The sequence below is a fragment of the Sphingosinicella sp. SM1-17 genome (assembly GCF_056821765.1).
Genome location: NZ_JBPDIO010000001.1, coordinates 901,986 through 915,399 on the forward strand (window position 1 = coordinate 901,986; position 13,414 = coordinate 915,399).

The following is a 13,414-nucleotide window of genomic DNA, read 5'->3' on the forward strand; positions in this document are numbered from 1 at the left end:
CTTTGACCCCTATCGGAGGGGCTGCCATAGGCAGGTCCATGGCGCTTTACCCCCTTGTGCGGCCGATCGCCTTTGCGCTCGACGCGGAGGCAGCTCACCGACTGACGGTCAGGATTCTCAAGCGGCTGCCGGCCAGCCCTCCGCCCGCTCCGGATCCGCGGCTCACCAGCCAGGTTGCCGGCCTCACATTTCCGAACCCGGTGGGGCTCGCCGCCGGCTTTGACAAGGATGCGGAAGTTTGGCGGCAGATGCTCGGCTTCGGCTTCGGCTTCGTCGAAGTGGGTACGCTCACTCCAAGACCGCAGTCCGGAAATCCGAGGCCGCGCCTTTTCCGCTTGGTCGAGGATCGGGCCGTGATCAACCGGATGGGCTTCAACAATCGTGGTCAGGCGGACGCTCTTCCGCGCCTCCAGTCGAGCGGCATCGGTCCCGTCGGCGTGAATATTGGCGCGAACAAGGACAGCCCGGACCGGATCGCGGACTATGTCGCGGGCGTGGTCGCGATGACAGGGGTCGCAGACTATCTGACGGTCAACATCTCCTCTCCGAATACGCCCGGGCTTCGTGCGCTCCAGGACAAGGCAGCCCTCGACGAACTGCTCGCGGCAGTGGCGGAGGCGCGCGGGGTCGGGCCGCCCATCTTCCTCAAGGTGGCGCCCGATCTCACCGTCGCCGATATCGACGACATCACCCGGATCGTCGCCGAGCGAAAGCTGGACGGCCTGATCGTCGCCAATACGACGGTCAGTCGTCCGGTGCTGAGATCCAGCCACCGCGACGAGGCGGGCGGCCTTTCCGGCGCTCCGCTCAAGGCCCTTGCGTTGCAACGGCTGCGCGATTTCGCGCGCGCAACCGGCGGAACGATGCCGCTGATCGCGGCGGGCGGGATCGAGAATGGCGTCGATGTCTTCGAGCGAATTCGTGCCGGAGCCAGCCTGGTGCAGCTATACACCGGCCTCGTCTATGAAGGGCCGGGCTTGGCCAAACGGATCAATGCCGAGCTTCTTCGCCTGCTCAAACTCCACGGCTTCGGATCGATCACCGAGGCGAGAGGCACTTCCGACCGATCAGTGTGAACGGGAAATTCCGTTGGAACTCCGACGGCTTGCCACTCATTTGATGGGTTGGAGATGCCCATGCCGCGCGAGCTCATCAAGACTTTGACCTATTTGGCGCTTCACCTGACCGTCGCCTTCACGATCGGCTATCTGCTGACCGGATCGGTGGCGATCGCCGGCGGCTTCGCCCTGATCGAGCCTGGCTGCAACGCCATCGCCTATTTCTTCCACGAAAGGGCCTGGAACGGTCGGCTTCGCCTGTTCGGCCGGCGCACGAGCCCGGTCTAGGGTCACTCGATCGCGACAACGCCCTCGCGACGGCGATCGGCGCCGCCGTCGAAACGGCCCTGACGCAGGAAGATCCCGTGAAGACCGGAGTCCTCTCCCTGACCCGGGCGAAGCAGGATCTGACGGGTGCGCAGGCCCTCGATCACTGGTGCCGGGAACTTGTCCACTTCGCCGTTGAAGGTTCCGCCGCGCGCGATCAGGTTCGGGAGATCGATCGCCTGCTGCATCGACAGGTCCCAGTCGATCACTCCGACCAGCGCCTTGCCGACATAGGCCAGAATGGCATTGCCGCCCGGCGAGCCGACTGCCCCGGCAAAGCGGCCGTCCGCGAGCAGGATGGCGGGAGTCATGGATGAGCGCGGCCTTTTCCCGGGGGCGATCGCGTTGGCTGCCGGGCGTCCCTGAGTGTCGCGCGGCTGGAAGGAAAAGTCCGTCATCTGATTGTTGAGGAAGAAGCCGTCGACCATCCGGCCCGAGCCGAAGATGGACTCGACGGTGGTGGTCATCGAGACGACGTTGCCGTAGGCGTCGCCCACCACGAAGTGCGACGTTCCCGCGGGCTCCCGAGTGGAATCGCGTGCCGCCTGCGGGGCGCCTTGCGGATTGCCAGGAAGTGGCGGCTCGCCCGCTCGTTCGCCGATCAGCCTCGCTCGCGCAGCGACATAAGCCGGATCGAGCAGGCCCTCGACGGGAACCGAAACGAAGGCGGGGTCGCCGACATAGCGGTCCCGATCGGCATACATCAGCCGGCTTGCCTCGGCGAAAAGATACCAGGCCTGCGGATCGGAGGGCGACCGAGCGCCGATATCCGTCCGCTCCAGCATCAGCATGAGCTGCAGCAGGGCGACTCCGCTCGAAGGCGGAGGCGGAACGCAGATCAGGTAGAGCCGGTAGGTCCGGCAAAGCGGCTCCCGCTTGACCGGCCGATAGGCGGCCAAGTCTGCCAGAGTCATCGAGCCGGGCAAGGGTCCCGCTCGGGTCCGCTCGACGATTCGCTGGGCGGTCGGACCGCGATAAAGCGCGTCAGGTCCTTCCGCGGCCAACCTGCGGAGGAAATCGGCATAAGCCGGGTTGCGGAGGCGGTCGCCGACATCGAGCAGGCTCCCGTCCGGCTCGGTGAAATAGGCGCGAACGTCAGGCGCATGGTTCTGCGGCCCGTTGCCCGCAATCATCCGGCCGAGCCGGGGGCTGACGGTGAACCCCTCGCGAGCGGTTCGCTCGGAATCGCCGAAGAGGCTGTTCCAGGGCAGGCGGCCATGCTCGTCATGAGCGAGATGGAGCATCCGCACCACTCCGGGCACGCCGGTTGCGCGGCCGCTGACCACGGCCTCGCGGAAGGGCAGAGGCTGGCCATTGTCGTCGAGGAACATGTCGGGCGTCGCCCCGGCCGGTGCGGTCTCGCGGCCGTCATAGACCGTCACCCGACGCTCGGAGGCGTCATAATAGGTCATGAAGGCGCCGCCGCCGATTCCGGAGCTCTGCGGCTCGACCAGCGAAAGCATCGCCTGGACGGCGATGGCGGCATCGACGGCACTGCCGCCGCGGCGAAGCACGTCCATGCCCGCTTCGACGGCGAGAGGATTGGCGGCCGTCACATAGATCGACGGCTTCGGCTCGGCAGGGACGGTCGGAGTGGGAGTCGCGCAGCTCGCTATGGCGGCGGCGGCGATCAGCCATAACAAACGCAGTGACGCTCCCATCTTCGATCCCTTCGCGCGTTTCGGGAAAGGTGCCCTAGCCAATGCGCGCAAAGCCGTCCACGTTCGCTCGGGCGTGGCGCGCTTCGGACAAGCCCGCTAGGAATGCGGGCAACGACGCGGCAAACCGTGCGATCTGGGGAGGGGCGATGCGTCAGCTCGAGCAATTTCCGAATCTGGTAACCATGTTCTTCACTCGCGCTCGAGAGAAGGGCGATGCGCCCTTCCTCTGGGCCAAGCAGAAGGGCCAATGGAGCTCGATCAGCTGGAAGGAATCGGCGCGGCAGGTGTCGCGCCTCGCCGCTGCGTTGAAGCGCCTTGGCCTGGAGAAAGGCGATCGAGTGATGCTGGTGTCGGAGAACAGGCCGGAATGGCTGATCTCCGATCTCGCCATCATGGCGGCTGGCTGCGTGACCGTGCCAACCTACACCACCAACACCGAGCGCGACCACCAGCACATTCTGGACGACAGCGGCGCCCGAGCGGTGATCGTTTCCACGCAGAAGCTCGCCCGGGCCCTCTTGCCGGCGGCCGTTCGCTCCAACAGCTGCGAGCATGCGATCGGGCTGGAGCCGCTGCCGGGCGGCCAGACCGGCAACGTCGCCTTTCACGACTGGGTGAGCCTGATTCAGGCGGAAAAGGCGGATAGCGAAGGCTGCGCGGCCGAAGCGGACTTCCGCCGCGAGGATCTTGCCTGCCTCATCTACACGTCAGGCACTGGCGGCGCCCCGCGCGGGGTGAAACAGCATCATGGCGCCATCCTCCACAATATCGAGGGCTGCACGGCGATCATCTCCGAGGATTTCGGCTGGGACGACGAGATCTTCCTTTCCTTTCTCCCCGCCAGCCACGCCTATGAGCATACTGGCGGGCAGATGTTCCCGATCGGGCTTGGGGCGCAAATCTATTATTCGGAAGGTCTGGAGAAGCTTGCCTCGAATATCGAGGAGGTCCGCCCAACCATCATGGTGGTCGTGCCACGCTTGTTCGAGGTTCTTCGGCAGCGGATCCTCAAGGCGGTCGAGAAGGAAGGGAAGTTCAAGAACTACCTTCTCGATCGGGCCCTCAGCATCGGCGCCAAATCCTATTCCGGGTCGGTCCCGCTCTGGGATCGGCCGATGGACTTCTTTCTGCGCCGAACCTTGAGGCCGAAGATCGCTGCCCGCTTCGGCGGCCGGATCAAGGCGATGGTGTCCGGCGGAGCGCCTCTGAACCCGGACGTGGGGATCTTCTTCCATTCGCTGGGACTGACCCTGCTTCAGGGCTACGGCCAGACCGAAGCGGCTCCGGTGATCAGCTGCAACCGTCCCAATTCGGGCCTCAAGATGGATACGGTCGGTCCTCCGCTGAAGAATACGGAAGTGAGGATTGCCGACGATGGCGAGATTCTGGTCCGCGGCGAGCTGGTCATGCACGGCTATTGGCGCAACGATCCGGAGACCGCCCGAGCCCTGCAGGACGGCTGGCTTCACACCGGTGACGTCGGCCATATCGACGAGAAGGGGCGGATCGTCATCACCGACCGCAAGAAGGACATCATCGTTCTCGACAAGGGCGACAATGTCGCTCCGGCCAAGATCGAGGGGATGCTGACGCTCCAGCCGGAGATTCTCCAGGCCATGGTCGTCGGCGACAAGCGGCCCTATGTGGTCGGGCTGATCGTTCCTGACCCCGAATGGAGTGCGGACTGGTGCGCCTCCAATCGCCGGAGCTGCGACTTCGACCGGATGAAGACCGACCCCGACTTCATCCGCGCGGTCGCGGCGGCCGTGGACCGGGTGAATGCCGAGCTCTCGGTAATCGAGAAGGTGCGGCGCTTCATCATCGCCGACGAGCCGTTCAGCGTCGAGAACGAGCAGCTGACGCCGTCTATCAAGATTCGCCGGCACGTGATCAAGCAAGTCTATGGCGAGCGGCTGGATTCGCTCTACAAACGCTAGCCTGAGCGGCTGTAGGGCGTGAACTCGCCGAGAGTGCAGCCGCCATATTCGATACCGGCGTTCGGATCGAATCCGATCACCAGGTCGCCCTCGCACAGGGAGGTGCCAAGCGTTCGGGTGCGCAAGGCGTGCCACGGGCGAAGGCCAGGACAGGCGTTGCGGGTGCGGTTGACATAGACCCGCCCGCCAGTGGTCTCGAACAGGATCGTGCCCTCGTCGATGATCCGTCGACCGGTGATCTGCCGCTGCTGGATGCATGCGACCGGAGACTCGGCCGTTCGGCCGCCGATCGCCTCCTGAAGCCGGGCCTGCGCTTCCGGGCTGGACCGGACCTCCGTGCCTGCAGATGCGGTGCAGGCGGCAAGCGAGACGAAAGTGATCGCGGTCAGGCTTCTCATGGCGGTCCTCCTGCCGCTGCAACGATCGCCGACGATATATTCTCCGTCCGCCGCCGGACCGGGTCAGCCGCGGAAGCTGTCCTTGCCGCTGCGGCGCTCGGCAAATTGTTCGACCGAGTCGGCGCGCATGAACGGATTGGTGGCGAGCTCCAGGCCGATCGTCGTCGGAACCGTCGCCTCGCCAGCCGCGCGGGCGGTTTCCACCTCGGCCATCCGAGCGGCGAGGTCCGGATTGTCCGGCTCGACCGTCAGGGCGAACCGGCCGTTCGAAAGCGTATATTCGTGAGCGCAATAGACTCGGGTTTCCGGCGGAAGAGTCGCGAGACGCTGGAGATTGGCATGCATCTGAGCCGCGCTCCCCTCGAAGAGGCGGCCGCAGCCCATCGCGAACAAGGTATCGCCGACGAAGATCAGGCCTTCGCCAGGCAGATGATAGGCGATGTGACCCGCGGTATGGGCCGGCACCTCGAGGATGTCGGCGGCGACCCCGCCGAGAAAGACCCGGTCACCCTCGCGGACGGATCGATCAAGCGTCGGGATCCGGTCCCCTTCGGCGGCCGGGGCCGTGACCAGGCAGCCGGTCGCCGACTTGATCGCCGCATTGCCGCCGGTGTGATCGGGATGCCCATGCGTGTTCCAGATCTGGCTGATGCGCCATCCGCGCCGGTCCGCCTCCTCGAGCACGGGATCGGCGACAGCGGGATCGACGACGACGGTCTCGCCCGATTCCGGCTCGTGAGCAAGCCAGACATAATTGTCGCTGAGAACGGGGATGCGGGCGATTTCGAGCATCGAGCCTTCCTAGACCTGGACACGCAACAAGGCCAGCGCAGCCCGGCCGAGCCGCTCAGTCAGGATCCGGGCGGGAACCGCCTCGCCCAGCCGCGCCGCCTGGCCCGACCACATCGGTCTGAACCCCTCCTCGCCGATTGCATCCGCCGCCCGTGCCAGCGGCATCAGCGCCGCCGTCGCGAAGGGGAATGGCGGTGCCTCGGCCCTGACCGGCCCAAGCGAGTCCATCGGCGGCGTGACCAGGCCGCGAGCGAGTCGGCCGCTGAACAGATTGGTGAACATCGTCCTTTCGGCCCGATCGGAGCGCAGCGCGGCACGATGGACGGGCGTGATCAGGCTTTCGGGACAATGCAGATAGGCGGTGCCGATCTGAACCGCCGCGGCGCCAAGCGCGAAGGCGGCCGCAATCCCGCGCCGGTCGGCGATCCCGCCCGCAGCGATGACCGGCACCTCCACCGCGTCGACGATCTGGGGGAGAAGGGCCATGAGACCCATCTGCGCCTCGGGCGGGTCGGCAAGGAAGCGACCGGAATGACCTCCCGCTTCCCAAGCCTGGGCGACGATGGCGTCGACCTTGCGATCCGCGAGCCAACGGGCTTCGTCGATCGTCGTGGCGGTTGCGATGATCCTTGCCCCGGCAGCGCGGGTTCGCTCGAGAAGGCGCGGCTCGGGAAGGCCGAAATAAAAGCTGACGATTTCCGGCCTGACCTTTTCCACCGCCGTGCACGCGGAGTCGTCGAACGGCCGGCGGATCGGACCCTCTCCGTCAGAGCCTGCGATGCCGAAGCGGCTGTAAAAGGGCGCGAGCAGTTCGCGCCAAGAGCGATCGTCACGCGGTTCCGGCATGGCGTGACAGAAGAAGTTGAGGTTGAGCGGTCCGGCGCAACGCTGGCGAACCTCCTCCGCCTGAGCGACGATCTGATCGGGCGTGAGCATGGCGCAAGGCAGCGAACCGACGGCGCCTCCCTCAATCGCAGCGACAGCCAGTTCCACTCCGCCAGCGCCTGCCATCGGCGCCTGGATGATCGGCAGCCGGCTCCCGAGCACGGCCGCGAAGCTCGGCTCGTCAGGTCGCAAGCGAATCATGGCCGTCGGCGTTGAACTCTATCAGGCAGAAGCCGTGGCCGAACGGATCGGCAAACATGGCGATCCGGCCATAAGGGGCTTCGCCCGCCGGAGCTTCGAGGGTTGTGCCCAAGGCGAGCACGCGCGCCGTCGCCTCGTCGAGATCGTCGACGGCTATGTCGAGATGGATCGGGCTCCAGTGGCGGGAATAATGGCGCTCCCCCATTGCGCTGAGCGTCGCCCTGGTGCCGGCCGGCTTGCGCAGCAGGTAGATCGGCGCATCGAGTCCGAGCAGTTCAAGGACGTCGGCCCCCATCCGGCGCCCCACGGTGAGCCCGAAGGCCTGGATGTAGAAGGCTTCGCCGGCGGCTAGGTCGGGCACGTCGATGTTGACCAGCAGCACGGCCATCCGGAGTCACCAATGGCCCGTGTTCGGCATGGATGCCCAGGGCTCCTCGATCGGCAGGTTGGGACCCTTTTGCAGCAACTCGATCGAAATATTGTCCGGTGTGCGGACGAACGCCATTCGCCCCTCGCGGGGCGGTCGGTTGATCGTCACGCCTGCATCCATCAGTCGCCGGCACGTCTCGTAGACATCGTCGACCTCATAAGCGATGTGGCCGAAATTGCGGCCTTCGCCATAGCCCCTCTCGTCCCAGTTATGGGTGAGTTCGATCTGGGCATCCTCGTTGCCGGGGGCAGCGAGAAAGATGAGCGTGAAGCGTCCCTGCTCATTCTCGATCCGGCGCAGCTCGCGCAGCCCGAGCAGCTCGAAGAAGCGGACCGTCGCATCGGGATCGGAGACCCGGATCATGGTATGAAGATATTTCACAACGCTCTACCTTCGTCTCGGACCTGAGATGCAGTCAGATAGGGCGATTGCCGGCCTCGTTCCAGAAGGGGGATGGCGATCCTCGATATTCTTGTTCTGCGCACATGTTCGCGACGGTTCCCCCCCTGCCGTGGAGGTGTGCAGGATGGACCCTTCCGGTCTGCGGGCGGGATTTACGACGAGGCCCTCCAACAATCTTCGACTCGTCGCTATAAATGCACGGTTCATCAGCTTCATGTGAAATGATCGGGTCGGCTGGGCGAGCCGGCTGAGGAGGCTGTATGGCTGAAGGCTCGATCGTTACGCGCAATGCCACTCTGGTCGCAGCCCTGGTGCTTGCGCTTGGTATCATCGTCGGCGGATATCTGCTCGGGGACGGATTGCGCAGGGCACGAATGGCGGATCGGGCGGTGACCGTCCGCGGGCTCGCAGAACGCGACGTCACGGCCGACCTGGCCACCTGGACGCTCACCTTCAGCGCCCAGGGGACGGAACTTGCCGCCGTCCAGGCCGAGGTCGACCGCGACGCTCGAGCGGTCGCCGAATTCTTCCGGACGGCAGGCTTTCCCGCCGATTCGATCAGCGACGCCGGCGGATCGGTAAGCCAGTATTTCGACAGCAGTCGCGGCGAGAATAATGTGACCATCAACCGCCGCGTTCAGCTGCGCACCAGCGACATCGCCCGCGCCCGCCGCGCCCATGCGCGCCAGTTCGACCTGATCCGCGGCGGAGTCGCGATCCAGGAGGGATCGGGGATCCAGTACGTCTTCACCCGGCTCAACGACATCAAGCCGGAGATGATCGCCCAGGCAACGGGCAATGCCAGGGAAAGCGCCGAACAGTTCGCCCGCGATTCAGGCACCGGTGTCGGTGGAATCCGTTCGGCGACCCAGGGCTATTTCTCGATCGGACCGAGGGACGGAGATTCGACGGAGGAAGGCTTTGGCGGCCGGGACTCGCCCTTTCAGAAGGTGCGGGTCGTAACCACGATCGAATTCTACCTGGATTGAGGCGCGGAGGAAGCCGGCGAGACCGGTTCCTCCACCTGCCGGAGAGTGGCCAGGCTTTCCCTGGCCGCTCGGCCGGCATCGCTGTCGGGCGCTGATTCAGCGACCCGGCGATAGAGCCGTTCAGCCTCCTCCATATTGCCGGCGAGGCCGTGCAGCGTACCGGAAAGCAAGAGGAAGTCCGGGTTTGCCGGTGCGATCTGCAGAGCTCGGTCGATGTCGGCCCGGGCGCGGCCCAGATCATCCTCGCGGCGGGCCAGCGCGGCCGACAGGTACCAGGCGAACGGATCGGTCGGAACCAGCGCAAGCGCCCGGTTCAGGGCCTCGCGCGCTCCGGCCAGGTTGTCGAGCGCGACCAGTGCGCGGGCCCGGTCGAGATGGACCTCCCCGCGCAGTTCGTCAGTCAGCGCGGGCGCGGCGAGCGCCGCATCCAGCGCATGGATCGCCTTGGTCGGTTCGCCGGCCGCAAGCCAGGCATTTCCCGCCTGAACCCAATAATCGCCCTGGCGAACGTCGCGAGCCGCTTCGGCGTCCCGCGCGGCCTGTTCGTAAACCGTCGCCGCCGGTGCCCAGCGCTCAAGAGTGACATAAGCCAGCCCCAGGCATTGCCGGGCGAGGATGCCGCCTCCGGCAAGCCGCCAGGCATTGGCCTGCTCCACCGCCTGGTCGGGGCTCGACCGGGCGAGTGTCGCGCACTCGCGAAATCGCGCTTCCGCCGCCGGATCGGCCGGAGCGGCAATCTGGGTGGCGGCGAGCGCCAGCAGGATCGAAATCACAATCGCTCCATCAGCGTGCTTACCGTCGCAATCAGAAGCGCAAGATCCGACTCGCGCGACAGACGGTGATCGCCATCCTTGACCAGAGCCATCTGCACGTCGGCTGAACGGAGCCGGTTGAGGATTTCGAGGGACCAAGTCCAGGGCACGTCGGTGTCGGCCTGCCCGTGCAGCAGCCGAACGGGGCAGTCGAGGTCGACCGGTCCGTGCAGCAGCCGCAATGCCTCGCCGCTTTCCCAGAAGGCTCGCGTGGTGACGTAAGGCTGGTCGCCATAGGGACTGTCTTCGACGAGCTTGCCGAAACTGAGAATGGTCAGCTTCTGATCCTCGCTATAGCCCCAGCTCGTGAAGTCGGGCGCCGCGGCAATGCCGACAAGGGCGGCGACCCTGTCCGGGCGAGCCAGCGCCGCCAGCAACATCAGCCAGCCGCCCATCGACGAGCCGACGAGTACCACCCGTTCCGGCGCGACATGGTCGATCATCGCCAGAACATCGTCGCGCCAGCCGTGCAGGGTCTGGACGTCGAAATCGCCGGGACTTGAGCCGCAGCCGGCATAATCGAAGCGAAGCATGGCTCGCCCCTCGGCCTCTGCCCAGCGATCGAGTGCGGTCGCTTTGCTGCCCTCCATGTCCGACATGTAGCCGGGCAGGAAGATCAGAACCGGGCCGCGACCGGGCCTGAAGCGATAGGCCAGGCGCCGGCTCTCGTCGATCTCGAGGAAGGAAGGATCGTTCATGACCGCGGCCTTACCAAGGCCGCTGCGCCGAAGCGAGCGGGCGTACCCGTGCGACGACACGCTCCGACCTCGCATCGGGTTTCCTTGACGCGGTCGCGCTCCTATCTATGGCCCCGACCATGACGCAGCTCATCAAGATCGCCCTCCCCGACGGCTCCATCCGCGAAGTGCAGCCCGGAACGACTCCGGCCGAGGTGGCGGCGGCGATCGGGCCTGGCCTGGCGAAGGCCGCTCTGGCGGCGCGGGTCGACGGCGAAGTTCGCGACCTCGGCCGCCCGCTCGAGCGCGACTCCGAGCTCGCCATCGTCACTGCGCGCGACGAGAAGGATGCGCTCGAGCTTGTCCGCCACGATTATGCCCATGTGCTCGCCGAGGCGGTGCAGAATCTGTTTCCGGGTACCCAGATCACCTTCGGACCGGCGACGGACGACGGCTTCTACTACGATTTTGCACCTCCGCCCGGCCGCGGCCCGTTCACCGACGAGGACCTACCGGCGATCGAAGAGGAGATGCGGCGAGTCATCAGAGCCGACAAGCCGCTGACTCGCGAAGTCTGGACCAGGGACCAGCTGATCGCCTGGTTCCGGGAGCATGGCGAGAGCTTCAAGGCCGAGTGGGCCGCCGAATTGCCGGAAGGCGAGGAACTGACCGTCTATCGGTCCGGCGACGACTGGCTCGACATGTGCCGGGGACCTCATCTCGCTTCGACCGGCAAGCTCGACCCCAATGCGTTCAAGCTGACCCGGGTTTCGGGCGCCTATTGGCGAGGCGACCAGAAGAACGCGATGCTTTCGCGCATCTATGGTACCGGCTGGCTCAACAAGAAGCAGCTGGACGAGCATCTCCAGCGGCTGGAGGAAGCGGCCAAGCGCGACCATCGCAAGATCGGCCAGGAAATGGACCTGTTCCACCTCCAGGCCGAGGCGCATGGCTCCGTCTTCTGGCACCCGAAGGGCTATATGCTCTGGCGGCAGCTGGAGGCCTATATGCGCCGGCGGCTGGATTCGGCCGATTATCTCGAGGTGAAGACGCCGCAGCTGATGGATGCGCGCCAGTGGGAGCAATCCGGCCACTGGGGCAAGTATCGCGAGAACATGTTCATCGTGCCGGACGAGATTCCCGGTACGGAGGAAGGAGATCCGGTCCTTTCCGGCGACGCCGACCTGATGGCGCTCAAGCCGATGAACTGCCCGGCCCACGTCCTGATCTTCCGGCAGGGTATCAAGTCCTATCGCGATCTGCCGCTTCGGCTGGCCGAATTCGGCTGCTGCCATCGCAACGAGCCGCATGGCGCGCTCCACGGTATCCTTCGGGTTCGCCAGTTCACCCAGGACGACGCCCACATCTTCTGCCGCGAAGACCAGATCGTCGAGGAGACTCGGCGCTTCTGCGACCTGCTCGACCTGATCTACCGCGATCTCGGGTTCGAGAAATATGCGATCAAGCTCGCTCTTCGGCCGGAGAAGCGATTCGGCTCGGACGAGATGTGGGACAAGGCCGAGAGCGACCTTCGCGAAGCGGTAAGGCTGACCGGCCGAGCGACTCCCGAATATGAATGGGAGGAGTTGCCGGGCGAGGGCGCCTTCTATTCGCCCAAGCTCGAATTCCATCTCACCGACGCGATCGGCCGCACCTGGCAGTGCGGGACACTTCAGCTCGACTATGTTTTGCCCGAACGGCTCGACGCTTCCTATGTCGGCGAGGATGGCGAACGGCATCGGCCGGTAATGTTCCACCGTGCGATCCTCGGCACGTTCGAGCGATTCATCGGCATATTGATCGAGCATCATGCCGGACGCTTCCCGCTCTGGCTTGCCCCCGTTCAGGCCGTCGTCGCGACGATCGTCTCCGATGCCGACGATTATGCCCGGGAAGTGACCGAGAAGCTGATCGCGGCCGGGCTTCGCGCCGAATCCGATCTTCGCAACGAGAAGATCAACTACAAGGTGCGCGAGCACAGCCTTGCCAAAGTTCCCTATCTGCTGGTGATCGGCAAGCGCGAAGCGGAGGAGCGCACGGTCGCGCTTCGGCCGCTCGGCGTCGACGCCCGCCAGGAAGTGCTTCCGCTCGACCATCTGGTGGAACGGCTCAAAGCGGAGGCGTTGCCCCCCGACCTTCGCGGCTGATCCGCCACAGAGCGCGATGAAATGCGGTCGCCGTCGCGGCGGCGTCTTTCAATCCGTGCCTTTGTCCACTAACTGGGGGCAGTTTTTCGACTTCAGGAGATTCAAACATACGTCCGCCTCTCAACCGGCGTCCCAGCGCCCCGCCGCTCAGCGGCCCACGCTTCAACGAATTCATCTCCGTGCCGCGCGTGCGCGTGATCGATGAAAATGGCGAAAATCTCGGAGTGATGCTGACCGCGGAGGCCATCGAGCAGGCCGCGGAAGCCGGGCTCGACCTGGTCGAAGTGTCGCCCAACGCCGACCCGCCGGTCTGCAAGTTCCTCGATGTCGGCAAGTACAAGTACGAGGCGCAGAAGAAGGCCAATCTTGCCCGCAAGTCGCAGAAGACGCAGGAGATCAAGGAGATCAAAATGCGTCCGAACATCGACGATCACGATTATGGCGTGAAGATGCGCAAGATCCACGAGTTCATCGAGGAAGGCGACAAGGTGAAGGTCACTTTGCGCTTCCGCGGCCGCGAACTGGCCCATGGCGAGCTCGGGATGCAGCTGCTCCAGCGGGTGCAGGCGGACGTCGCCGAAACCGCCAAGGTCGAGCAGCATCCCCGAATGGAAGGCCGCCAGATGCTGATGGTGCTGGCGCCGCGCTGATAATCGCAAATCCGCAGCCTCCGGCGAAATCCAGCTTTCCGTAGCGGA

General features: G+C 65.3%; 14 protein-coding genes. 6 read left to right on the forward strand and 8 right to left on the reverse strand.

Going from position 1 to position 13,414, the window contains the following annotated elements; genetic code table 11:
• The first annotated feature begins 38 nt into the window (after positions 1-38).
• Positions 39-1,076 (forward strand): quinone-dependent dihydroorotate dehydrogenase, encoded by a 1,038-nt coding sequence (locus tag ACRYLT_RS04570; protein WP_482662924.1) that lies wholly within the window; start codon positions 39-41, stop codon positions 1,074-1,076.
• 60 nt (positions 1,077-1,136) lie between these two features.
• Positions 1,137-1,346: a DUF2061 domain-containing protein gene (locus ACRYLT_RS04575; protein ID WP_482662925.1), complete on the forward strand. Its 210-nt coding sequence runs from the start codon at positions 1,137-1,139 to the stop codon at positions 1,344-1,346.
• A 2-nt stretch (positions 1,347-1,348) separates the two neighbouring features.
• On the opposite strand, the gene ggt is transcribed toward ACRYLT_RS04575, so the two are convergent.
• The gene (ggt, locus tag ACRYLT_RS04580) at positions 1,349-3,046 is read right to left on the reverse strand and encodes a gamma-glutamyltransferase (RefSeq protein WP_482662926.1); all 1,698 of its coding nucleotides are present in this window, start codon (positions 3,044-3,046) and stop codon (positions 1,349-1,351) included.
• A 146-nt stretch (positions 3,047-3,192) separates the two neighbouring features.
• Between ggt and ACRYLT_RS04585 the strand changes: the two genes are divergently transcribed.
• Positions 3,193-4,983, forward strand: a complete 1,791-nt coding sequence (locus tag ACRYLT_RS04585) for an AMP-dependent synthetase/ligase (protein WP_482662927.1) — start codon at positions 3,193-3,195, stop codon at positions 4,981-4,983.
• On the opposite strand, the gene ACRYLT_RS04590 is transcribed toward ACRYLT_RS04585, so the two are convergent.
• From ACRYLT_RS04590 to ACRYLT_RS04610, 5 genes are all read right to left on the reverse strand, one after another.
• Positions 4,980-5,381 carry a hypothetical protein gene (locus tag ACRYLT_RS04590; RefSeq protein WP_482662928.1) on the reverse strand — a complete coding sequence of 134 codons (402 nt, stop codon included), beginning with the start codon at positions 5,379-5,381 and terminating at the stop codon, positions 4,980-4,982. The genes ACRYLT_RS04585 and ACRYLT_RS04590 overlap by 4 nt on opposite strands.
• 63 nt (positions 5,382-5,444) lie before the next feature.
• Complete coding sequence (gene gloB, locus ACRYLT_RS04595; protein ID WP_482662929.1) at positions 5,445-6,173, reverse strand: hydroxyacylglutathione hydrolase; 729 nt, start codon at positions 6,171-6,173, stop codon at positions 5,445-5,447.
• A 9-nt stretch (positions 6,174-6,182) separates the two neighbouring features.
• On the reverse strand, positions 6,183-7,259 hold the full coding sequence (locus ACRYLT_RS04600; protein ID WP_482662930.1) for an NAD(P)H-dependent flavin oxidoreductase: 1,077 nt from the start codon (positions 7,257-7,259) through the stop codon (positions 6,183-6,185).
• Positions 7,240-7,647 carry a VOC family protein gene (locus ACRYLT_RS04605; protein WP_482662931.1) on the reverse strand — a complete coding sequence of 136 codons (408 nt, stop codon included), beginning with the start codon at positions 7,645-7,647 and terminating at the stop codon, positions 7,240-7,242. Before ACRYLT_RS04605 ends, ACRYLT_RS04600 begins: the two co-directional genes overlap by 20 nt.
• Before the next feature lie 6 nt (positions 7,648-7,653).
• On the reverse strand, positions 7,654-8,070 hold the full coding sequence (locus tag ACRYLT_RS04610; protein WP_482662932.1) for a VOC family protein: 417 nt from the start codon (positions 8,068-8,070) through the stop codon (positions 7,654-7,656).
• A 281-nt stretch (positions 8,071-8,351) separates the two neighbouring features.
• Between ACRYLT_RS04610 and ACRYLT_RS04615 the strand changes: the two genes are divergently transcribed.
• Positions 8,352-9,080, forward strand: coding sequence for an SIMPL domain-containing protein (locus tag ACRYLT_RS04615; RefSeq protein ID WP_482662933.1), 729 nt, complete (start codon positions 8,352-8,354; stop codon positions 9,078-9,080).
• Here ACRYLT_RS04615 and ACRYLT_RS04620 read toward each other — a convergent pair.
• Entirely contained in the window at positions 9,068-9,853 is a 786-nt protein-coding gene (locus tag ACRYLT_RS04620) for a tetratricopeptide repeat protein (RefSeq protein WP_482662934.1), read from the reverse strand. The two genes, ACRYLT_RS04615 and ACRYLT_RS04620, sit on opposite strands and share 13 nt — an antisense overlap.
• Entirely contained in the window at positions 9,850-10,590 is a 741-nt protein-coding gene (locus tag ACRYLT_RS04625) for an alpha/beta fold hydrolase (protein WP_482662935.1), read from the reverse strand. The genes ACRYLT_RS04620 and ACRYLT_RS04625 overlap by 4 nt, the downstream gene beginning before the upstream one ends.
• Positions 10,591-10,709: 119 nt before the next feature.
• Between ACRYLT_RS04625 and thrS the strand changes: the two genes are divergently transcribed.
• Both thrS and infC read left to right on the forward strand, forming a co-directional pair.
• Complete coding sequence (gene thrS / locus ACRYLT_RS04630; protein ID WP_482662936.1) at positions 10,710-12,716, forward strand: threonine--tRNA ligase; 2,007 nt, start codon at positions 10,710-10,712, stop codon at positions 12,714-12,716.
• Between the two features lie 107 nt (positions 12,717-12,823).
• Positions 12,824-13,366, forward strand: coding sequence for a translation initiation factor IF-3 (gene infC / locus ACRYLT_RS04635; RefSeq protein ID WP_482665395.1), 543 nt, complete (start codon positions 12,824-12,826; stop codon positions 13,364-13,366).
• The last annotated feature ends 48 nt before the right edge of the window (positions 13,367-13,414 follow it).